The sequence below is a fragment of the Serpentinimonas sp. SMBJO2 genome (assembly GCF_056341105.1).
Map to the genome: position 1 here is coordinate 907,467 of NZ_CP150628.1, position 21,234 is coordinate 928,700.

The 21,234-nt window shown below is 67.8% G+C and carries 23 protein-coding genes; 3 read left to right on the forward strand and 20 right to left on the reverse strand.

All coding sequences use genetic code 11. From position 1 onward, the window contains the following. Position 1 precedes the first annotated feature (1 nt). A complete protein-coding gene (locus tag AAAZ40_RS04070) occupies positions 2–937 on the reverse strand; it encodes a branched-chain amino acid transaminase (RefSeq protein WP_476661297.1) in 936 nt (311 codons plus the stop codon). Between the two features lie 277 nt (positions 938–1,214). Here AAAZ40_RS04070 and AAAZ40_RS04075 point away from each other — a divergent pair, with 277 nt between their 5' ends. Further along, positions 1,215–1,988: a hypothetical protein gene (locus tag AAAZ40_RS04075; protein ID WP_476661298.1), complete on the forward strand. Its 774-nt coding sequence runs from the start codon at positions 1,215–1,217 to the stop codon at positions 1,986–1,988. 43 nt (positions 1,989–2,031) lie between these two features. Here the strand turns inward: AAAZ40_RS04075 and AAAZ40_RS04080 are convergent, their stop codons facing one another. The 6 genes from AAAZ40_RS04080 to AAAZ40_RS04105 all read right to left on the reverse strand — a co-directional run bounded on the left by AAAZ40_RS04080 (position 2,032) and on the right by AAAZ40_RS04105 (position 7,750). Then, positions 2,032–3,123 (reverse strand): protein-glutamate methylesterase/protein-glutamine glutaminase, encoded by a 1,092-nt coding sequence (locus AAAZ40_RS04080; RefSeq protein WP_476661299.1) that lies wholly within the window; start codon positions 3,121–3,123, stop codon positions 2,032–2,034. 13 nt (positions 3,124–3,136) lie between these two features. Beyond that, positions 3,137–3,763 carry a chemoreceptor glutamine deamidase CheD gene (gene cheD, locus AAAZ40_RS04085; RefSeq protein WP_476661300.1) on the reverse strand — a complete coding sequence of 209 codons (627 nt, stop codon included), beginning with the start codon at positions 3,761–3,763 and terminating at the stop codon, positions 3,137–3,139. 6 nt (positions 3,764–3,769) lie between these two features. Beyond that, the gene (locus AAAZ40_RS04090) at positions 3,770–4,606 is read right to left on the reverse strand and encodes a CheR family methyltransferase (protein WP_476661301.1); all 837 of its coding nucleotides are present in this window, start codon (positions 4,604–4,606) and stop codon (positions 3,770–3,772) included. 23 nt (positions 4,607–4,629) lie between these two features. Next, positions 4,630–6,864: a chemotaxis protein CheA gene (locus tag AAAZ40_RS04095; protein ID WP_476661302.1), complete on the reverse strand. Its 2,235-nt coding sequence runs from the start codon at positions 6,862–6,864 to the stop codon at positions 4,630–4,632. Positions 6,865–6,928: 64 nt separating this feature from the next. After that, a complete protein-coding gene (locus AAAZ40_RS04100) occupies positions 6,929–7,291 on the reverse strand; it encodes a response regulator (RefSeq protein WP_476661303.1) in 363 nt (120 codons plus the stop codon). Between the two features lie 63 nt (positions 7,292–7,354). Further along, positions 7,355–7,750, reverse strand: coding sequence for a hypothetical protein (locus tag AAAZ40_RS04105; protein ID WP_476661679.1), 396 nt, complete (start codon positions 7,748–7,750; stop codon positions 7,355–7,357). Between the two features lie 299 nt (positions 7,751–8,049). On the opposite strand from AAAZ40_RS04105, the gene AAAZ40_RS04110 reads away from it, so the two are divergent. Next, complete coding sequence (locus AAAZ40_RS04110) at positions 8,050–9,141, forward strand: sensor histidine kinase (protein ID WP_476661304.1); 1,092 nt, start codon at positions 8,050–8,052, stop codon at positions 9,139–9,141. Positions 9,142–9,146: 5 nt separating this feature from the next. Beyond that, the gene (locus tag AAAZ40_RS04115; protein ID WP_476661305.1) at positions 9,147–9,776 is read left to right on the forward strand and encodes a response regulator; all 630 of its coding nucleotides are present in this window, start codon (positions 9,147–9,149) and stop codon (positions 9,774–9,776) included. Between the two features lie 23 nt (positions 9,777–9,799). Here the strand turns inward: AAAZ40_RS04115 and fliR are convergent, their stop codons facing one another. The 13 genes from fliR to fliF form a co-directional block, all read right to left on the reverse strand. Continuing rightward, complete coding sequence (gene fliR, locus AAAZ40_RS04120; protein WP_476661306.1) at positions 9,800–10,567, reverse strand: flagellar biosynthetic protein FliR; 768 nt, start codon at positions 10,565–10,567, stop codon at positions 9,800–9,802. Positions 10,568–10,593: 26 nt separating this feature from the next. Next, positions 10,594–10,863: a flagellar biosynthesis protein FliQ gene (fliQ, locus tag AAAZ40_RS04125; RefSeq protein ID WP_476661307.1), complete on the reverse strand. Its 270-nt coding sequence runs from the start codon at positions 10,861–10,863 to the stop codon at positions 10,594–10,596. 35 nt (positions 10,864–10,898) lie between these two features. Continuing rightward, a complete protein-coding gene (fliP, locus tag AAAZ40_RS04130; RefSeq protein ID WP_476661308.1) occupies positions 10,899–11,693 on the reverse strand; it encodes a flagellar type III secretion system pore protein FliP in 795 nt (264 codons plus the stop codon). Next, positions 11,690–12,121, reverse strand: a complete 432-nt coding sequence (locus tag AAAZ40_RS04135; protein WP_476661309.1) for a FliO/MopB family protein — start codon at positions 12,119–12,121, stop codon at positions 11,690–11,692. Before AAAZ40_RS04135 ends, fliP begins: the two co-directional genes overlap by 4 nt. Before the next feature lie 37 nt (positions 12,122–12,158). Further along, a complete protein-coding gene (fliN, locus tag AAAZ40_RS04140; protein WP_476661310.1) occupies positions 12,159–12,569 on the reverse strand; it encodes a flagellar motor switch protein FliN in 411 nt (136 codons plus the stop codon). Further along, positions 12,562–13,563, reverse strand: a complete 1,002-nt coding sequence (gene fliM, locus AAAZ40_RS04145; protein WP_476661311.1) for a flagellar motor switch protein FliM — start codon at positions 13,561–13,563, stop codon at positions 12,562–12,564. Before fliM ends, fliN begins: the two co-directional genes overlap by 8 nt. Positions 13,564–13,610: 47 nt before the next feature. Continuing rightward, positions 13,611–14,147 (reverse strand): flagellar basal body-associated FliL family protein, encoded by a 537-nt coding sequence (locus AAAZ40_RS04150; protein ID WP_476661312.1) that lies wholly within the window; start codon positions 14,145–14,147, stop codon positions 13,611–13,613. Positions 14,148–14,312: 165 nt separating this feature from the next. Continuing rightward, positions 14,313–15,626 carry a flagellar hook-length control protein FliK gene (locus AAAZ40_RS04155; RefSeq protein WP_476661313.1) on the reverse strand — a complete coding sequence of 438 codons (1,314 nt, stop codon included), beginning with the start codon at positions 15,624–15,626 and terminating at the stop codon, positions 14,313–14,315. After that, positions 15,623–16,093: a flagellar export protein FliJ gene (gene fliJ, locus AAAZ40_RS04160; RefSeq protein WP_476661314.1), complete on the reverse strand. Its 471-nt coding sequence runs from the start codon at positions 16,091–16,093 to the stop codon at positions 15,623–15,625. Before fliJ ends, AAAZ40_RS04155 begins: the two co-directional genes overlap by 4 nt. Next, positions 16,090–17,502 (reverse strand): flagellar protein export ATPase FliI, encoded by a 1,413-nt coding sequence (gene fliI, locus AAAZ40_RS04165; protein ID WP_476661680.1) that lies wholly within the window; start codon positions 17,500–17,502, stop codon positions 16,090–16,092. Before fliI ends, fliJ begins: the two co-directional genes overlap by 4 nt. Before the next feature lie 100 nt (positions 17,503–17,602). Beyond that, the gene (locus tag AAAZ40_RS04170) at positions 17,603–18,310 is read right to left on the reverse strand and encodes a FliH/SctL family protein (protein ID WP_476661315.1); all 708 of its coding nucleotides are present in this window, start codon (positions 18,308–18,310) and stop codon (positions 17,603–17,605) included. After that, positions 18,297–19,298 (reverse strand): flagellar motor switch protein FliG, encoded by a 1,002-nt coding sequence (gene fliG / locus AAAZ40_RS04175; RefSeq protein ID WP_476661316.1) that lies wholly within the window; start codon positions 19,296–19,298, stop codon positions 18,297–18,299. The genes AAAZ40_RS04170 and fliG overlap by 14 nt, the downstream gene beginning before the upstream one ends. Positions 19,299–19,339: 41 nt before the next feature. Continuing rightward, positions 19,340–21,064: a flagellar basal-body MS-ring/collar protein FliF gene (gene fliF, locus AAAZ40_RS04180; RefSeq protein ID WP_476661317.1), complete on the reverse strand. Its 1,725-nt coding sequence runs from the start codon at positions 21,062–21,064 to the stop codon at positions 19,340–19,342. Positions 21,065–21,234: the final 170 nt, after the last annotated feature.

A 21,234-nucleotide genomic window follows, 5' to 3' on the forward strand; every position in this document is an offset into this window, starting at 1 on the left:
CTCAAACCGCCGTCAGCCAGTGGGCGTAGTTGGGGTTGCGGCCGCTGACGATGTCGAAGAACGCGCTTTGCACGCGCTCGGTGATCGGGCCGCGGCTGCCGCAGCCGATCTCGACCCGGTCGAGCTCGCGGATCGGTGTCACTTCGGCCGCGGTGCCGGTGAAGAAGGCCTCGTCGGCGATGTAGATTTCGTCGCGCGTGATGCGCTTTTGCACCACCTCCAGCCCGAGGTCGCGTGCGATGTGGAACACCGTGTTGCGCGTGATGCCGTTCAAGGCCCCGGCCGAGAGGTCTGGGGTGTAGATCACGCCGCCCTTGATGACGAAGATGTTCTCGCCCGCGCCCTCAGAGACGAAGCCGCTGGCGTCGAGCAGCAGCGCTTCGTCGTAGCCGTCGTCGGTGGCTTCCATGTTGGCCAGGATGCTGTTGGTGTAGTTGCTCACCGCCTTGGCCTGCGTCATGGTGATGTTGACGTGGTGCCGGGTGTAGCTGCTGGTCTTGACGCGGATGCCGCGCTTGAGGCCCTCTTCGCCCAGGTAGGCGCCCCAAGCCCAGGCGGCAACCATCAGGTGGACGCGGTTGCCCTTGGGGCTGACGCCGAGTTTTTCGCTGCCGATCCAGGTCAGCGGGCGCAGGTAGCCGCTGGCCAGGCCATTGGCGCGCACCACCTCGCACTGCGCGGCGTTGACCTGCTCGGGCGTGAAGGGGAGCTTCATGCGCAAAATCTTGGCGCTGTTGAACAGGCGCTCGGTGTGCTCCTGCAGCCTGAAGATCGCTGGGCCGTCGGCGGTGGCGTAGGCGCGCAGGCCTTCGAAGGCGCCGCAGCCGTAGTGCAGGGTGTGGGTGAGCACGTGCACTTTGGCGTCGCGCCAGTCGATGAGCTGGCCGTCGAGCCAGATTTTGCCGTCGCGGTCAGACAGGGGCAGGGGGGCGTTCATGGGCGGGGTCTCGCTTGCTTGGAGGGGTAAGAGTGGGCTGCGCAGCCATTTTAATCGGCTGGTGCAGGGGGTCGTCGGCCAAGGAGGTCGTCGGCTGTGGGCCGTTGTGATGGGCCGTTGTGATGGGCCGTTGTGATGGGCCGGTGGGTTTTGCGGCTGCGGTCATCAAAGCCGGCATGAAAAAATCCACCGGCGCCCTAAAGTTTGGTCTACAGTAGCCGAATAAGCGCTTGAGTGCCGTTGTTCCGTCCGGCGTTCGCCCGTCCTGGAGCCTGCCATGTTGAACATCTCGTCTGTAGCCGTAGCGCCTGTGCCAGCCCAGGGGCCGGTGTCGGCGCGTGTGCAGCCCCTCACCCCCGCCCGCGCCAGCGAACATGTGTCGCCGCGCAACCAAGGGGTGAGCGCGCCAGTGACGCTGGCCGGTGAGGGTTCGCGCACCCAGGCGCTGTACGCCCCGCCGTCGCTGCCCCCGGTGAACCCGACCGACCAGGCGCTGCGCGCCCACCTGTACGACAACGCGGCGGCACCCGAGCGCTTCAATTTCCAAACCAGCGTGGCTACGGCCCAAATGGCTGCTGCTGTGGCGGCGCAGCGGCAAGCGCTCGCGGCACCCGCCCAGGCAGCAGCGCAGGGGCTGCCCGAGCCAGGCCGGGCAGAGCCAGAACGTGCCGCACAAGGCGTGGCACCGCAGACTCCCAGTCCGCAACGCCTGGAGCAAGAGCGCACCGAGCGCACGCGCGCCCAGGAGGCGCGCCAGACGCAGGCGATCGAGGGCCAGATGCCGCCAGCGCAACCCGACCCGGTCGATGAGGCCCGGGCCAACCAGATCCGTGATCTGCTGCCCAATGTCTGGAGCGCGAGCCGCTTTGCCGCCGACCAGTTGATCGGCGAGGAAGCGCGCGAGGCCGCGCAGCGGCGTGCCGACCTGATCGCCCCGCTCCCGCCGTCGCCGATCGAGCGCGCGCTCGAAGCCGCCGCCGAGAACTACCAGCTCACCTCGTCGCTGCCGCTGCCACCCAGCGCCGGGGTCAACGTCGATCGCCTGATTTGACGCGGCCGCTGGCGGCCTGGGCGGCACCGAAGCCATCGGGCCTCTAAATCCGGTGCCGCACGCCGGCGCCCTGCAGGCGCTCGAGCAGCGCCCTGGCGATGCTTTTGAGCGGCAGCACCTCGCTGGCGGCACCGTGCTGGATGGCCACCTTGGGCATGCCAAAGACCACGCAACTGGCTTCGTCCTGCACGATGTTGTGGCTGCCGGCGTCGCGCATTTCTTTCATGGCCGCGCCGCCGTCGCCGCCCATGCCGGTGAGCATGACGCCGATGGCGTTGGGCCCGAGCACGCGCGCACAGGATTTGAACAGCACCTCGACCGAGGGCTTGTGGCGGTTCACGGGCGGTGCATCATCGACCACCGCCACGTAGTTGGCGCCGCTGCGCGCCAACGAAAACTGCTTGCCGCCGGGGGCGATGTAGGCGTGCCCAGGCAGGATGCGCTGCCCATCGACGGCTTCTTGCACGCGGATGCGGCACAGCGAATCGAGCCGGGCGGCAAAGCTGGTGGTGAAGCCCGGCGGCATGTGCTGGGTGATGACGACGGCGGGGGCGTCGGCTGGCAATTCGACCAGAATTTCCTTGATCGCCTCGGTGCCGCCGGTGGAGGCGCCGATGCAGATGATTTTTTCGGTCGACAGGCGGCCCAGGCTGCTGGGGCTCGGGGCGCTGGAACTGCCTTCGGGCACGCGCGCCACCGTGGGCCCAGGGGCTGGCGCCACGTGGCGCGTCACGCGCGCCTGGCTGGCGATGCGGATTTTTTCCACGATCTCGGTGCCCAGCGCTTTGAGGCCGCTGCTGACGCCGATGCGCGGCTTGGCGACAAAGTCCACCGCGCCCATCTCGAGCGCGCGCAAAGTGGTGTCAGCACCCTGCTCGGTCAGGGTCGAGACCATCACCACCGGCATTGGGCGCAGCCGCATCAGGCGCGAGAGGAACTCGAGCCCATCCATCTTGGGCATTTCCACGTCCAGGGTGATCACGTCCGGGTTGCGCTCGCGGATCATCTCGCGCGCCTGCAGCGGGTCGTTGGCGGCCCCGATGCACTCCATGTCCGGCTGCTGGTTGATGATTTCGCTCAGCAGGCTGCGCACCAAGGCGGAATCGTCCACCACCACCACTTTGATTTTTGCCATGTGCGTGCAAACCTTAGAACAGATCGACCGAACCACCCGCAGTGGCCTGCGCCACCTTGGTGGCGACGCCTTGGCGCTCCTGGGCTTCGAGCGTGTCCGGGTGGGCGTGCGCCAGGCGCTTGACCATGGCCTTGCCGGTGACCGGGAAAAACACCACCTTGCGCGGGTAGATGTCGAGCACGTCTTTGGAGACCACCGGAATGCGCTCGGTGGCCAGGTAGTCGAGCACGAACTTGGTGTTGCGCTCGCCCACGTTCATGGTGGTAAAGCCGGCAATCACGGCCCCGCCGCCGAACACCTTGGCCTGCATGTAATCGCGCGTCGAACCCTTTTTGATCATTTCGTTGATCAGCAACTCCATGGCGTAGGAGCCGTAGCGGCCCGAGCTGTCGGCGCCGCCTTCGGGCAGCATGAAGTGGTTCATGCCGCCGATGCGCAGGCGCGAGTCCCAGATGCAGGCGGCGATGCACGAACCGAGCACGGTCATGATCACCAGGTCTTCCTGGGCAACGAAGTACTCGCCTGGCAGCACCTTGGCGGCGTTGTACTTGAAGTGCTGGTCGTGAAAGAAAAACGAGGCTTCGCCCGGCCGGCGTGTGCGGGTTTTGAGGGTCTGCAGGTATTCGGGGCTGCGGTGCATGAGGCTTCAGATTTTTTCGTAAATGGTTTTGCCGCGCAGGACGAACTGGGTTTTGAGGTCGGAGAAGTTCTCGGCATGGCCTACGAACAGCATGCCGCCAGGCTTGATGAGCCGGTGCATGCGCGCCAGCACCTGGCGCTGGGTGGCGTGGTCGAAATAGATCATGACGTTGCGGCAAAACACCACATCGAAGGTCTCGCGCAGGCTCCAGTGGTCCTCGATCAGATTGAGGCTGAAAAACTCGATGTGCCGCTGCAGTTCCGGGCGCACCCGCGCCAGTCCGGCGTTGTCGCCCTTGCCCTTGAGGAAGTATTTTTGCAGCTGCGCCTGGCTGAGGTTTTTCAGGCCATCGAGCTTGTAAACCCCACGCGCCGCAGTGGCCAGCACTTTGGTATCGATGTCGCTGGCCCAGATGCGGAAGCGCCCGTCCAGGCCGAGCGCGTCGGCCAGGGTGATGGCGATCGAGTAAGGCTCCTCGCCGGTGGAAGTGGCCGAACACCAGATTTTCCAGTCGTGGCCGGACGGGGCCTCGCGCACCAGCCGCGCGAGCTCGACGAAGTGGTGGTTCTCGCGAAAGAACGAAGTCAGGTTGGTGGTGAGCGCGTTCACGAACGCCTGCCACTCGTCGGCGTCGCCCTGGTTTTCGAGCCACCTGAGGTAATCGGCAAAGCTGCGGTGCCCGGTTTCGCGCAGGCGCCGCGAGATGCGGCTATAGACCATGGCCTGCTTGCCGTCGTGCAGGCTGATGCCGGCGTGGCGGTAGATCAGGTCTTTGATGCGGTTGAAGTCGGCCACCGTCCAGGTGAATTCCCGGCTTTGCAGGGCGGCGCTGGCGTCGTTCATGGGGGCCGGACGGATTGAGGTTCTCAGTGGCGCGAGCGCCGCACCAGGGTCGAGGTGTCGAGGATCAGCGAAACGCTGCCGTCGCCCAGAATGGTGGCGCCCGAGACGTTGGGCACCTTGCGGTAATTCGACTCCAGGTTCTTGATCACCACCTGTTGCTGCCCGAGCAGTTCGTCGACCATCAGCGCCACGCGCGCGCCGTCGGACTCGATCACGACCATGATGCTGTTCGGGCTGCTGTCGTCGGCCGGGCGCGGCACGCCAAACAGGCGATCGACTTCGATCACCGGCATGTATTCCTCGCGCACCTTGACCAGGCGCGCGTTCTGCGCCACGGTGTTGATGGTGTTGCTCTCGACCTGGAACGACTCCACCACGGAAGACAGCGGCAGGATGTAGACCTCGTCGGCCACGCGCACCGTCATGCCGTCCATGATGGCCAGCGTCAGCGGCAGGCGCACCTTGACGCTCATACCAAAGCCTTCGGACGAGTCGAGCTCGACCGAGCCGCCGAGGGCCGAGATATTTTTCATCACCACGTCCATGCCCACGCCGCGGCCCGAGACGTCGGTGACGACTTCGGCGGTGGAAAAGCCGGGCGCAAAGATGAGCTGCCAGACCTCCTGGTCGCTCATGTCGTCGGGGGCGGGTATGCCCTTGGCGCGCGCCTTGTCGATCAGCTTGCTGCGCGACAGGCCCTTGCCGTCGTCGCGCACCTCGATCAGGATCGAGCCGCCCTGGTGCGCGGCGCTGAGCGTGATGGTGCCGGTTTCGGGCTTGCCGCGTGCCACGCGCTCGTGCGGCAGCTCGATGCCGTGGTCGCAACTGTTGCGGATCAGGTGCGTGAGCGGGTCGGTGATTTTTTCGATCAGGCCCTTGTCGAGCTCGGTGGCCTCGCCCTGGGTCACGAGTTCGACCTTCTTGCCGAGCTTGCTCGCCAGGTCGCGCAGCATGCGCGGAAAGCGGCTGAAGACGACCGACATCGGGATCATGCGGATCGACATGATCGACTCTTGCAGGTCGCGCGTGTTGCGCTCCAAGTCCGCCAGGCCAGCCAGCAGTTGCTGATTCAACCCGGCATCGAGGGCGCGGCTGTTCTGCGCCAGCATGGCCTGGGTGATGACGAGCTCGCCGACCTGGTTGATCAGCTGGTCGATCTTGCTCACCGACACGCGCAGCGTGGTCGCTTCGGGCTGGGCGGCCATGGCGGCGGCCGTGGCCGGGCGCGCGGCCTTGCTCGCTTCAGTGGGCTTGGCATCGGGGCTGGCGGCGGCTGGGTGGTCTGGCAGCAGGGCCTGGGCGTGGCTTTGCGGTGTGAGCGGGTTGCCCGGCGCACCGGCAAACAGGCCGTAGCCCTGCACCAGATCGGGCTCGGGCACCGTGGCCCCGCTGGCCGAGACGCTGCTGCCCGGCACCGGGCTGCCCGGCGCACCGGCAAACAGGCCGTAGCCTTGCTCGATCACGTCGGACGAGATTTCTGCGGCCGGGCTCGGGGTGGACGCGCCGGGGCCGGAGGTGCCGGGGCTGGGTTGCAAGCGGATGGCGTCTTTGGCGACGTGGAAGGCGAACAGGTCGAGCAGGTCGGCGTCGCTGCTGCTGGTTTCGATCTCATAGACGCGGCAGCCGTTTTGCTCGCTCTCGGCGCAGATTTGCCCCAGGCCCACGATCTCGCGAAAAAGGTCCTTGATCGGGTCGGCCAACCGGATGTCGCTCAGCGGTCCGATCACGGCTTGCAACTGGCGCAGGGCCCCAGGGGCGCTGGCCGCGGGCATTCCGGCCGGGCCGGCTGCAGCGGGAGCAGGGGCCGGAGGGGGGGCTGGGGCTTTGACCGGAGCGGGGGCAGCCGCTGGCGCCGCACCGCTGGCCAGCACGCGGATGCGTTGCACCAGAGCGCTGGTTTCGGGGGCGGCGCCGCCGGTGCCCTGGTGCCGGGCCAGCTGGCCCTTGAGCGCGTCGGACGACTCGAGCAGCACATCGACCATGGGCGCGGTGGGCTTGAGCTCGTGGCGGCGCAGCTTGTCGAGCAGGCTCTCCATCTGGTGCGTGAGCTCGGCCACGTCTTCGAAGCCAAAGGTGGCCGCGCCGCCCTTGATCGAGTGGGCGCAACGAAAGATGGCGTTGAGCTCCTCGTCGTCCACCGTGTCGAGGTCGAGCTGCAGCAGCTGCTGCTCCATCTGCTCCAGGTTCTCACCGGCTTCTTCGAAGAAGATCTGGTAGAACTGGGTCAGGTCGAAGGTGTCGTTTTTCGCGTCTGCCATGGTCTGAAGGCCTCGTTCGGTGCGGTCGGGCGCGGGGTGCTGTGGGGGAATGGGGGTGGCCGCGTCAGGTGATCACCTTGCGGATCACCTCGATGAGGCGGCTGGGGTCGAAGGGTTTGACCAGCCAGCCGGTGGCCCCGGCGGCGCGCCCGGCCTGCTTCATCTGGTCGCTCGATTCGGTGGTCAGGATCAGGATCGGGGTGGACTTGAAGTGCGGGTGCTCGCGCAGTTTGCGCGTCAGGCCGATGCCGTCGAGCCGCGGCATGTTCTGGTCGGTGAGCACGAGGTCGAAGCTTTGCTTCTGGGCTTTCTCGAAGGCGTCGATGCCGTCGATGGCCTCCACCACCTTGAAGCCAGCGCTGACCAGGGTGAAGGAAACCATCTTGCGCATGGAGGCCGAGTCGTCAACGGCAAGGATCGAGTGCATGGGGAAGTGCCTTGGAATGGTGTGGGGTTGCGTGGTGGGTATCGGTCTGTGGTGCGGCGATGCTCAGAACAGCTCGACCGAACCGGCATCCATCTCGCTTTGCGTGACTGGATTGGGCTTGCGCGGCATATGGGTCACCACCAGGCCCGACTCATCTGCATCGGGCTCCAGCGCCTGGTCAGCCAGAACGTAGGCGCAGCCCTTGAGCACCTTGCCGATGTGCACCAGCAGCTGCGAGGACATGTCGTGAAATTGCAGCTCGGTCACGGCCTGGTGCAGGCTGGCCTGCAACGCGCTGCGCTGCGCGGCATCGGGCAACTGCTCGACGCTGAGCAAGGTGCTGTTGAAGCGGTCCAGCAAGTTGGCGGTAGCGTGGTCGAGCAAGCCTTCGAGCCGCTTGAGGTCGTTCATGGCCACCAGCAGCGAGTCTTGCAGGTCGGCCAGCACCGACACCGACATCTGGACCACCGGCTCGTCGCTGGGGACCACGGGCAAGGGCTCGACGCAGGTGTATTCCTCGCGCGGCCAGCGTCGGTGTTCGTGCGTGGCGGGGGGGGTGGTAGGCATGGGCGAGTGCGGGGCTGGCGTGTCTGATCGGTTGCTCAATGGCGTATATTAGCCTGCGCCGGGGGTATAAACTCCAGACCGCACCCACCCGTTGTTCCAGCAAATGCAAAAAAACCCAGTTTCGTGGCCCGCAAGGGCGATGGCGATGCGCTTGTTGATCGATCGCGGCTGGGTCGATCGTGGGGTCTGCCTTGGCTGAGCTGCACCTGTTGCACCTGGAAGACAACCCTGCCGATCACGAGCTGTTGCGGCGCTGCCTGCAGCGCGCCGATCTCGATGCGCGCCTGACGCTGGTCGAGACGCTGGACGATTTTGCGGCGCAGATCGAAGCGGGGGGTGTGGATGCGGTGTTGGCCGACTACCACCTGCCGGGTTTCAACTGCCTGCAGGCCTGGGACTGGTTGCAGGCGCGGGGGCTGGAGCTGCCTTTCGTGATCGTCTCGGGGGCCATCGGCGAGGCCACGGTGGCCGAGGCGCTGCTGCGCGGGGCCAGCGACTACGTGGACAAAAACCGGCTGGCGCGCCTGCCGATGGCGTTGCAGCGGGCGCTGGAGCTGCACGCCACGCGCCGGGCGCAGGCGCAGGCGCAGGCCGAGCTGGCGGAATCGCGCCGCCGGCTGGTGGACTTGACCGAGCATTTGCAGATCGGGCTGGAGCGCGAGCGCGCCGACATTGCGCGCGAAATCCACGACGACATCGGCGGTGCGCTGGCAGCAGTGAAGCTCGATCTGGCGTGGCTGGGGCGGCACGTGCCCCAGCCCGAGGCCCAGGCGCACGTGCGCGCGGCGCTGGAAATGGCCGAGCACGCGCTGCTGGCCAGCCAGCGCCTGATGCGCAACCTGCGCCCGGCGGTGCTGGATCAGGGCCTGCAGCCGGCCTTGCAGTGGCTGGTGCGCACCTTTGCCGAGCGCACCGGGCTGGCGCTGCAGCTCGAGGGCACTTTGCGCGCCCCGGTCGAGCCGCAGCTGGCGATGGTGGTCTATCGCACCGCGCAGGAGGGGCTGACCAACGTGCTCAAGCACGCGCAGGCGCAATCGGTGCGGCTGGAATTGAGCGACCTCAAGGGCGTGCTCACGCTCGAGGTGAGCGACGACGGCCGCGGCGCCAGCGCTGCCGAACTGGCCAAGCTGCAGTCCTTTGGCCTGCTGGGTTTGCGCGAGCGCGCGCGGGGGGCCGGCGGCTGGATCGACGTGGTCACGGCGCCGGGGCAGGGCCTGACGCTGATTTTGTCGTTGCCGCTGGCCGGGGTGCAGGCCGAGGCGCAAGCGGCGGACTGGGAGTGAATTGCGTGATCAAAGTGATTTTGTGTGACGACCACGCCATGCTGCGCCGCGGCGTGCGCGACACGCTGGCCGAGGCCACCGATGTGCGCGTGATCGGCGAAGCCGACGGCTACGCCAGCCTGCGCGAGCTGCTGCGCCAGCAGCGCCCCGACGTGCTGCTGCTCGACGTCGATCTGCCCGGACGCAGCGGCCTGGAGATTCTGTCGGCGCTGCAACTGGAGCCGGCGCCGCTGCGCACGCTGATGGTGTCGATGTACCCCGAAGACCAGTACGCGCTGCGCTGCCTGAAGGCCGGGGCCATGGGCTACCTCAACAAGGGAGGCGACCCGGCGGCGCTGCTCACGGCGGTGCGCACGGTGGCGCAGGGGCGCAAGTACATCACGCCCGAGGTGGCCGAGCTGCTGGCCAGGCACCTGCGCGCGCCCGAGGCGGCGCAGCTGCACGACATTCTGTCGGAGCGCGAGCTGCAGACGCTGCGCCTGATCGCCTCCGGCAAAATGCTGGCGCAGATCGCCGAGGAGCTGATGATCAGCCCCAAAACGGTGAGCGTCTATCGCGCGCGCACGCTGGAAAAGCTGGGCCTGAGCAACAACGCCGAACTCACCGTGTATGCGATCCGCAACCAGTTGGTGTAGCGCCAGGCAGGTGCAACCGCGCTTCAGCCGCCCATGAACAGGTCGGTGACCACGCGCATGAGCTGCAACACCGGCTGGTCGAGCAGCGGCAGCGTGAAGGCGATGCCCACCAACCCGACCGAGAGCGTGAGCGGAAAGCCGATCGCAAACACGTTCATCTGCGGCGCGATGCGCGTGATGATGCCCAGCACCAGGTTGACGAACAGCAACATGCCGATCATCGGCAAGGCGATCCACAGGCCGTAGTAAAAGATCAGCCCCCCGAGCTCGTGCAGGCGCATGGTTTGCACCACCGCCAGCATGTCGCCGCCCACCGGGAAGGTGTGAAAACTGGCGGCCACCGCCATGATCAGCATCAGGTGGCCGTTGAGCACGACGAACAGCAGCATCGCCATGTTGCCGAAGTAGCGCCCGACCGGGCTCGAGGCGGCGTTGGTGGCCGGGTCGAAGAAGCCGGCAAAGTTCAGGCCCATCTGCAGGCCGATGATTTCGCCCGCCATTTCCACTGCGGCAAAGACGATGCGCACCGCCAGCCCGATCGACACGCCGATGGCGATCTGCTGGATCACGGCGCCCAGCGCCTCGGGGCTGGTGAGCGAGAGCATGGGCGGCGCGGGCAGGGCTGGCTGGATGCAGACTGCAATCAGAAACGCCAGCGCCACCTTGAGGCGCATGGGCACCGAGCGCGAGGAAAAGATCGGGGCGCTGGCGAAGACACCCAAAATGCGCAGAAAAGGCCAGAAGATGGGCGCCACCCAGGCCATGATCTGGGCCTCGGTGAAAGTGATCATGGGGCCGTCCACGGCTGCCCCTGGGCCTAGACCGCGTACTCGGGGATCGAGAGCAGGATGCGGCGCAGAAAGTCCACCAGCGTGGTCAGCATCCACGGCCCCGCGACCGCAAACACCACCACCGCCGCCACGATCTTGGGCACGAACGAGAGCGTGGCCTCGTTGATCTGCGTCAGCGCCTGAAACAGACTCACCACCAGCCCGACCGCCAGGATCACCCCTAGCAGCGGGGCCGCGACCGCCAGCAGGATGAACAGGGCGTTTTGCCCCACGGCGAGGGCGGCTTGGGTATCCATGGCGTTTTTATCAATTTCGGATGAAATGGGCGCAGCTAGACCACGAAGCTCGCTGCCAGCGACCCGATCAGCAGGTTCCAGCCATCGGCCAGCACGAACAGCATGAGCTTGAACGGCAGCGCCACCAGCACCGGCGAGAGCATCATCATGCCCAGCGACATGAGCACGCTGGCCACGATCAGGTCGATCACCAGAAAGGGGATGAAGATCAGAAAACCGATCATGAAGGCGGTCTTGAGCTCGCTGATGACGAAGGCCGGCACCAGCACCCTGAAGGGGGCGTTTTGCACCGTCACGTTTTCGTCCAGGCCGGCCAGGTTGGCGAACATGCGGAAATCGGACTGGCGCGTTTGCTTGCTCATGAACTCGCGCATCGGGGCTTCGGCGCGCTGCACCGCCTGCTCGAAGCCGATCTCACCCCGGGTGAAGGGCTGGTAGGCCTCGGCGTGCACGCGGTCCAGCGTCGGCGCCATGACGAACAGGGTGAGAAACAGCGCCAGTCCGACCAGCACCTGGTTGGGTGGCGCCGCCTGCGTGCCCAGCGCCATGCGCAGCAGCGAGAGCACGATGATGATGCGCGTAAAGGCCGTCATCATCAGCAGCACCGCCGGCAAAAACGAAAGCGCCGTAAAAAACAGCAGGGTTTGAATGGGCACCGAGAAGCTGGTGCCGCCCGCACCCTGGCCGATCAGGATCGGGAACGCGCCCGGGGGGGCGGCAGCCGGTGGCGCCACTTGGGCCAGCGCCAACGCGCTGGCACCCAGCAGCAGCGCAGCCAGCGCGGCCCGCGCGGCTGGGCGCGCCCAGCGGCTGGGGGCGGCGGCCTTCACGTGCGCGGCTCCACGGCGGCAGGCGGCTCCCCCCGGCTGAGCGAGCGTGCCACTTGCTGGTACAGGGTGGCGGGGGCTGGCGGGGCGGCGGCTGGCGGGGCGGCGGTGAAGGCGTCGGGGGCCGCGGCAGCCGGCGCGGTCGCCAGCAGCCCCGGGGCGCCCAGACCCTGCGCGTGCAGGGCGCTGATGTGCTGTGGCGTCACGCCCAGCGTCAGCTGCACCGGGCCAGTGGGGCCGTTGACTTCGACCACCACCACGCGCTGCTGCGGCCCGACCATGAGTTGCGACACCAGCCGCAGGTCGGCGCCCAGGCCGCTGCCCGCCGGGGTCATGCGTTTGCGCACCCAATGCACGCCCCAGGCCAGCAGCGCCATCACCAGCAGCAAGCCCAGCGCCGGCAGCATGGCGGTGAAGATCGATTGATTCATGGCAGAGGGCCAAACCGAGGCGCAGCCGCAGGTGGCATCAGTTGCGGCTCAGGCGGCGCAGCCGCTCCGAGGGTGTGACGATATCGGTCAGGCGGATGCCGAATTTTTCGTTCACCACCACCACCTCGCCTTGGGCGATCAGGTAGCCGTTGACGAGCACGTCCATGGGCTCGCCGGCCAGGGCGTCGAGCTCGACGATCGAGCCCTGCGCCAGCTGCAGGATGTATTTGATCGGCACCTTGGTGCGGCCGAGCTCGACCGAGAGCTGCACCGGGATGTCGAGCACCATCGAGATGTCGTTCGTCACCGGGGCGCCGGCCAAGGGCGCGCCGGCGTCGAAGTGCGGGGCGCCGGCCTTGAGCTCCTCGGCCTCCACCTTGGACTGCTCCTGCAGCGCCTGGGCCCAGTCGTCGGCGTCGGCGTCGTTGGGGTCTTGCTCGTTACTCATGTGGGTCTCCGTGCCAGGTGGACGTGTGTTCGCGCCGCAATTGCACCACCTTGAGGGCATATTTGCCGTTGTGGGTGCCGTACTCGGCCTGCAGCACCGGCACGCCATCGACGCGCGCCTCGATCACGCGCTCGCGTTCGAGCTCGATGAAGTCGCCCACTTTCATGGCCAGCAGCTGCTCGACCGTGGTGCGGGTGCGCGCCAGTTCGGCGCACAGCTCGATTTCGGCCGACTGGATTTCTTGCCCCAGCAGCCGCACCCAGCGCCGATCCACCTCCATCGAGTCGCCTTGCGAGGTGGAGTAGAGCAGGTCGCGGATCGGCTCCAGCGTGGCGTAGGGGATGCACAGGTGCAGCGAGCCGGCAATGTCGCCGATTTCGAGCGTGAAGCTGGTGCTGATGACGATCTCGCTCGGGGTGGCGATGTTGGCAAACTGCGGCTGCATCTCGGAGCGCTGATACGCCAGTTCGAGCGGATAGACGCCTTTCCAGGCTTTCTTGTACTCTTCGGACACCACATCGACCAGCCGGTTGATGACGCGCTGCTCGGTGGGCGAAAAGTCGCGCCCCTCGATGCGGGTGTGGAACTTGCCGTTGCCGCCAAACAGGCTGTCGATGACCCCAAACAGCAGCGAGGGCTCGCACACGATCATGCCGCTGCCGCGCAGTGGGCGCACCGCCATGATGTTGAAGTTGGTGGGCACCACCAACTCGCGCAGGAACATGCTGTACTTTTGCACCTGCACCGTGCCGACCGAGATTTCGGGGCTGCGCCGGATCAGGTTGAACATGCCGACGCGCAGGTTGCGTGCGAAGCGCTCGTTGATCACCTCCATGGTGGGCATGCGCCCACGCACGATGCGCTCTTGCTTGGAGAGGTCGTAGCCACGCACCGCGCCGGAGTCGATCTCCTCTTGGGCGAGCTTTTGGCTCTCGCCCGTGACGCCCTCGAGCAGGGCGTCGATCTCGTCCTGGGACAAAAAAGCGTCGCTCATGGTGTGGCTGTGCGGGGCGGTCGAGGTGTCTGCAAGGGGCTGTGGGCTTACTGCACGATCAGGCTGGTGAACAACACCGCCTGCACCGGGCTGGGGGTGGCGCCACGCTCGGGCAAGCCCGTGGTTTCGCGCACCATGGCCAGGATGTCGGCGGCCAGCGCGTCTTTGCCGGCCGGGGTCAGCAGTTGTTCGGCGGTGCGCTGCGAGGCCAGGCGCAGCATGCCGTTGCGGACCGCCGGCATGAAGGCGGTGACGCGGTCGGACGTGGCGGCATCGGCCAACTGCAGCGTGACGCCGAGCTGTGCAAAGCGCATGGCGCCCGGGTCGGCCAGGTTGACGACCATGTTTTCAAGCGGCAGAAAAGCCGGGGGTGCCTGCACAGCGGCCGCGGCCGCCAGTGGCTGGCCGTCGGGCCCCAGTTCTTCTTCTGCCGCTGGCTGCAACAGGAAAAACGCCGCCACCGCAAGGACCAGCAGCAGCGCCACGGCGCCCAGAACGATGACGAGCAGCTTTTTGCTCTTGGGTTTGGCCGGCGCCGCGTCGGCGTTGGCGGCGGGTGCGGGGGCGGGCGGTTTGGCAGCCATGGGTTTTGCCTTTAGGTTCAAGCAAGCACAAAGGGGGCGCAGATTCGGTCGCATCTGCAGGCCGCGCTATTGTGTCACGGCGATTGTGCCGGGCAGACGGCAGCGGCTTGAGCGGGAAAAGCAGGCGCTTGGGTGGGCTATTTGGGATTTACTGCCGCACGCCGCTCAGACGTACACGCTCAGGCCCGCACGACCGGTACCCGGTTGCCACTGCAGCGTGGGCGCCTGGGCCGCCGCATCGGCTTGCTCGGCGCGTTCGGCGCGGGAGGTGCGGGCCCATTCGGGGCGCGGCTGCGCCGGGCGGTCCGATTGGCCCGAGGCGCGCGCGCCAATCGACAGGCCCACCAGTTCGAGCCCGTTGTGCTCCAGCAGTTCGCTCAGGGCCTCGGGTGCCTGGGCTTGCAGGGCTTCGAGCAGCGCCGCGTCGTCGGTCAGGAAGTCGAGCCGAGCCTGGTGGCCGTCGAGCTGCAAGCCGATTTCCAGCGGCTGGCCCAAGCCCTGGTGCAACACCAGGTTGGCGCGCTTGACCTGCCCGGCCAGCCACAGGCTGATGTGCTGGTTGAGGGGCTCGAGCACCGCCTCGAGCCCCTGGCCCGCGACCTGCTGCTCGAGCAGTTGGCCGAAGTCCGAGCCGACCGCCGACGCTTCGTTTGCGCCCCCGCCTGGGGCCGGGCCATCGACCCAGGCGGGGGTGCCGGCGCCGCCGCGTGCCCCTTGGCCCGAGCCCTCGCGCGCGCCGGCATCGGAGCGTGCGCTGGCGCTCGAGGGGGCCAAGGCGCCGACGCCGGGTTCGTCTGCCAAGTCTGCGGCTTCGGCACCGGCCAAGGCGTGGTGGGCGGTCGCCACGGCTGGCCCAGCCACGGGAGCGGCAAAACGCAGGGCAGCGGCTGCGGCCGGGCCTGTGGCCGCCAGCGCGCTGGCGCTGGGGGCGGGCAGTTCGACGCCTGGCTTGGGCGCCGCGGCGGTGCCGGTTGCAGGGCCCGCGGTGGCGCGTGCCCTGGCCAGTGTGGACACCCAGGCGGCTGGCGCCTGGGCGGCAGCGGCCTTGCGTGGGGTCGCGTTTTCGGTGCCGGCGGCACTTGCCGGTGTGGCGGGCGTGGCGGATGCGGCCTGGGTATCCGCTGTGGCAAGCGTGGCTGGTGTAGCCGGTGTGGCCGGTGTGGCCGGTGTGGCCGGTGTGGCTCTGACCGTTGCCGCCTCGGTTTGGGCCTCGAGGCGGGCCATGAAGGCGGCCGATGCGGCGGGGTCGCCGGCTTCGTCTTGGGTGCGCTCGGGGTCTGGGCCAGCCCCGGTGTCGTCCTGGGTCGAGGGCGCCTGGGCCTCGTGGCCGGCGCTGGCGGCGAGCAACAAGGCAGCAAAGGCGCCGCTCGAGGCGCCCGCTTGGGGGGTGTTTGGAGTCGTCGCCGAGGCTGCCGCCGCTGCGGTGCGGCGCGGCGCGGGCTCGGGCGTGCGCGGGCTTTGGGGGGGTTCGGTTCTCATGGCGTGGACCTCCAGGGGTGCGAAGCGGCGTGCAGCCGGTGTTGCACGGCAGCCATTTCGTCGTTGCTCTTTTGCTCTTTGCGTTGCTGCTGCAACAACCAGACCTGATGGCGGCGCTGCAAGAATTTGCGCAGGCTGGCCAGTTCGCGCTCGGCCTCGTACACTCTTTGCTGGCCCTGTTGCAGCCGCTGCGCGATCTGCTGCAACACGGTTTGCTGGTGGTTTTGCGCGTGCTCGAGCTTGCCCATGAACACCCGGTGGGTGTGCAGCTGCACGCCGTCGAAACCGTGGACGGCGCGCTCGCTCCAGCGCACCTGGGTTTCGGCGCTGTAGCCTTGCAGTTGGTTGAGCTGCAGCAGCGCCTGGCGTTGTTCGTGCTGGATCTGGGCCAGCGCCTGCAAGGCCTGGTCGCGCTTGCGCAGTGCGACGTCGAGCACCACGCTCAAATCTTGCTCCAGGGATTTCATGGCTGCGCCTTGAAGGAATGGGGGCTGCGCCCGGGCTCGGTTTCACCTATGGCCTGGGCCAATTGCTGCACACTGGACTCGAACGGGGCCTGTTCGCGCATGTCTTGCATCAAAAATTGCTGCAGGGCCGGAAAGAGGGCGATGGCGCGGTCGGTTTCGGGGTCGCTGCCGGCGGCGTAAGCGCCCAGCTGGATCAGGTCGCGGCTCTTTTGGTAGCGGGCGTAGAGCTGGCGGTAGCGCCGCGCCCACTGCTGGTGCGCGACGCTGGTGACGTTGTGCATCACGCGCGAGGCCGAGGCCTCGATGTCGATCGCCGGGTAGATGCCGGATTCGGCCAGGCTGCGCGAGAGCACGATGTGGCCGTCCAGGATGGCGCGGGCGGCGTCGGCGATCGGGTCTTGCTGGTCGTCGCCTTCTGACAGCACGGTGTAGAAGGCGGTGATCGAGCCCTGGCCCTGGGCGGCGTTGCCGCTGCGCTCGACCAGCTGCGGCAGCTTGGCAAAGCAGCTCGGGGGGTAGCCCTTGGTGGCCGGGGGCTCGCCGATGGCCAGCGCGATTTCGCGCTGCGCCATGGCGTAGCGGCTGAGCGAGTCCATGAGCAGCAGCACGTCCAGGCCGTCGTCGCGAAAGCGCTCGGCGATGGCGGTGGCGTAGTGCGCGCCTTGCAGGCGCAGCAGCGGCGGCGAGTCGGCCGGTGCCGCCACCACCACCGAGCGCGCCAGCCCGTCGGCCCCCAGTATGTCTTCGATGAACTCCTTGACCTCGCGCCCGCGCTCGCCGATCAGGCCGACCACGATCACGTCGGCGCGGGTGAAGCGCGCCATCATGCCCAGCAGCACGCTTTTGCCCACGCCGGAGCCGGCAAAGAGCCCGATGCGCTGCCCGCGCCCGACGGTGAGCAGGGCGTTGATGGCGCGCACGCCGGTGTCGAGCGGTTGCCGCACCGGGGCGCGCTCCATGGCGTTGATGGGGTTGCGCTCGAGCGGGTCTATGGCCACCGCACGCAGCGGCCCTTGGTGGTCGAGCGGCTGGCCGCGCGCGTCCACCACCCGGCCCAACAGACCGGCACCGAGCGGCAGGCGCAGCACGCCGCGGTCGTTGGGGGGCTGCGGCCTGAGCGGGTCGCCCAGGCGCGGCTGCGGCCGGTAGGGGGGCAGCTGACGCACCCGCGCGCCGCTGGCCAGCCCTTGCACGTCGCCGGCTGGCATCAGGTAGGCGCGGTCGCCATTGAAACCGACCACCTCGGCCAGCACGGCGCTGTCGGGTTCGCCGGGGGTGTCGATCACGCACTGTGAGCCCACCGGCGCGCGCACGCCTTGGGCTTCGAGCACCAAACCGGCCAGGCGCACCAGCCGGCCGCTGGTCTCGAGCGCGGTGTGCTGGGCCGCCGCCTGCTGCGCCAGCGCCATGAAGGCGGCCCAGCGCGGCGGCAGCGCTGGGCTTGGGGGCGCTGCCGCCAAGGGCGCTGCGGCCAGGGGCTCTGCGGCCAGGGGTTCAGCGGCCAGGGGTTCAGACATCGGCTTGCCCTCCGGGCTGCCAGGGCGGCTCGAGCCCCAGGTTGGCCAGCGCCCGCTGCCAGCGCTTTTCGAGCCGCGCATCGACGCCGCCATGGGCGCTCTCGACCACGCAGTCGCCTGGGCTCAAGGTGGGGTCGGGGTGCACCTGCACCGGCTGCGCGATCCCGTGCGCCTCCAGGGCGGCTGGATCGGTCAGCAGCGCGGCATCGAGCGGGTGCAGACGCAAGGTGGCCGGGCGAGCGTCGTCGATCAGCAGCGCCAGCGCTTCCTGCAACACACTGCGCAAGGGCGGCAGCGGGGTGCTCAGCTCGCGCCGCACCACCTGACGCGCCAGCGCGCCAGCCAGTTGCAGCACCTGCTCGGCCAGCGCCTGTTCGAGCAGATCAAAACCCGCTTGCGCCTGGCGCAGCACGGCGTCGACGCGCTGCACCTGTTCGCGCTGCACTTGCAGGGTTTGCTGCTGCAATTCAAGCCGCGCGCGTTCGGCGCCGGCCACCAGGCCGGCTGCGTAGCCTTCGTCCCAAGCCTGTAGGCGCAGCGCCTGTGCCTGCTGGGCATCGAGCGCCTGTGCGGTCTCGGTGGCCTGGGCGTCGCGGCCGGGTTGGTCGTCGATGGCGCCAAACCGCACCGCCTCCACCTCTTGCACCTCTTCCTTGGGGATGAAGCGCTGGTAGTGCGAGGCGCGGCTAGACGAAGGCATCGTCGCCTCCGCCGCCGATCACGATCTGGCCCTCGTCGGCCAGGCGCCGCACCACCTTGAGGATGTCTTTTTGCTGCGCCTCGACCTCGGACAGGCGCACCGGCCCGCGCGACTCCAGGTCTTCCTTGAGCGCCTCAGCGGCACGGCTCGACATGTTGCCGAGGATTTTTTCCTTGAGCTCGTTGCTCGCACCCTTGAGGGCGATCACCAGCGCATCGGACGACACCTCCTTGAGCACCGACTGGATGGCTTTGTTGTCGAGCTTGTTCACGTCTTCGAAGGTGAACATCTTGTCCATGATCTTTTGCGCCAGATCGGGGTCGGATTCGCGGATCGAGTCCACCACGCTGGTCTCGAGGCTGGTGCCGAGCAGGTTGATGATCTCGGCCGCCGCCTTGACGCCGCCGAGCGAGCTTTTGCGCACCTTGTCGCCGCCGGCCAGCACGTGGTAGAGCGCTTCGTTGAGGTCTTTGAGGGCCATCGGCTGGATGCCCTCCATGGTGGCGATGCGCAGCATGACGTCGTTGCGCGTGCGCTCGGTGAATTGCTTGAGGATGTTGGCGGCATGGTCCTGGTCGAGGTGCACCAGAATGGCGGCCAGAATCTGCGGGTGTTCGTTGCGCAGCAGCTCGGCCACCGAGACCGGGTCCATCCACTTCAGGCTCTCGATGCCCGAAACATCGCCGCCTTGCAAAATGCGGTCGATCAGCAGCGAGGCCTTGTCGTCGCCCAAGGCGCGCTTGAGCACGGCGCGCACGTAGTTGTCGGTGTCCGAGACCAGCAGGCTTTGCGAGGCCGCTTCGGCCGTGAACTTGTGGATCACGCCATCGGCCTTGTCTTTGCTGACGCTGCGCATGCGCGCAATCGTCTCGCCCAGGCGCTGCACCTCTTTGGGCGAGAAATGCTTGAACACTTCGGCCGCTTCCTCTTCGCCGAGCGACATGAGGAAGATGGCCGCGTCCTGCAGTCCGTCGTCTGTGTCAGCCATTGCGCGCTACCTTTGGGCTTGTCAAGGGCCCCATTGTCGCTTCAACTGCTGGCCGTCGCAGCGGATTCGCCCGCCATCCAGCCGCGCACGATGTTGGCCACGGCCACCGGGTTTTCGCGTGCCAGCCGGCGCGCGTCCTCGAGCCGCAGCTGCTCCACGGTCGGTTCGCTGAATGCGGGTGCAGGCAGGCCCGGGCGCTGAGGCTGGTCGTCCACCAGGGCGTTGAGCTGACTGCCCGGGGCGCCGGCGTCGCTTGCGGGTTCGGGCGGCGCTGCGGCCATGAGCTTGAGCGAGGGCCGCACCATGCCCAGGAAGACGATCAGTGCCAGCAGCAACAAGCCCAGCGGCCAGACCAGGGAGCGGATCAGGTCTTGCAGCCAAGGCTGCTGCCACAGCGGCAGCTCGACCGTTTCGGCCACGGTGCGGTTGAAGGCGGCATTCATCACGTTCACCGTGTCACCCCGCGGTTCACTGAAGCCTATGGCTTCGCGCACCAGTGCGTTGATCTGCGCCATCAGCTCGGGCGACAAGGGCGTGCTGGTGGGTTCGCCGCGCCGATCGGTGCCCTCGGCGTGGTTGAGCACCACGGCGGCGCTCAGGCGTCGGATGTTGCCAGTGGCACCCCGGGTCACGGCCACGGTGCGGTCGACCTCGAAATTGGTCACTTGCTCGCGCCGGCGGTTGGCTTCGGCGCTGCCGCCGGTCACGTTCTGGCCCGGCACCACGCCCAGGGGGCCGGCGTCGGGGGCGTTGATCGGGGCCGCTGCAGCCCCCGGGGGCAAGTTGGCCACGGCGCCGGGTACGCCAGCCGGCGCTTGTTCGGTCTGGCTGCCGCTCTCGAGCAGCTGGGCGCTGCGCACCGCGGCCTCGTTGGGGGCCTGGTTGGGGCGGAACTGCTCGCTGGTCTGGTCGGTGACCGAAAAATCGACGTCGGCCGTGACCTGGGCGCGCACGTTCTGGCGCCCCACCAAGGGTTCGAGCAAATCCAGTATGCGCTGGGCGTACATCTGCTCGACCATGCGCCGGTATTCGAGCTGGCGCGAGTCGATGCCGTTTTGGGCGCCGTCGGCGCTTTGCGACAGCAGATTGCCGTGCTGATCGACCACGCTCACCGCCGCTGGGCGCATTTCGGGCACGCTGCTGGCCACCAGGTGCACGATGCCGGCGACCTGGGCGCGGTCGAGCGTGCGGCCGCCGTGTAAAGTGAGCAAGACGCTGGCCGAGGGCTTTTGCTGCTCCCTGAAAAAACCGGTCTGATTCGGCAACGCCAGGTGCACGCGCGCCTCGGCCACGGCATCGAGCGACGAGATCGAGCGCACCAGTTCGCCCTCGAGCCCGCGCTGAAAATTGAGCCGCTCCTGGAACTGCGTCATGCCCAGCCGGGCGGTGTCCATCAGCTCAAAGCCGACCACGCTGCCACGCGGCAGGCCCTGCGCCGCCAGTTGCAAGCGCACGTCGTGCACCCGGTCGGCGGGCACCAAGATGGCGGTTCCGCCCTCGGAATGCCGGTAGGGCACCCCCAGTTGCGACAGTTGCTCGAGCACCGCGCCGCCGTCCTGCGGCGAGAGGTTGGCGTAAAGCACCCGGAAATCGGGCCGGCCGGCCATCAGCGCAGCCGCCACCAGCAGCGCCAGCAAGGCGGCCGCGCCCAGCCCCAGCATGAGCTTGCGGCCGCTGTCGAGGCGCGCAAAGCCCTGCACCAGGCGGTTGGGTGGGCCCGCAGTCTGGAGGGGTGGGGCATCGACGGTGGCGACGGCGGTGTTCATGCGGGTCGGGGCGGGAGGACGGTTTGGGGGGCTGAAGGCATTGTGTGTGGCCCGGCCCCGGATCTAAAGCAGAAAAAGACTGGCCAACGGGGGCTTTATCGGTCTCAAGTCGGGGCGTGCGCGGCCGTAGCATAGGCGCACATCGCATTGGATGCCCCCACGCCCTGCAA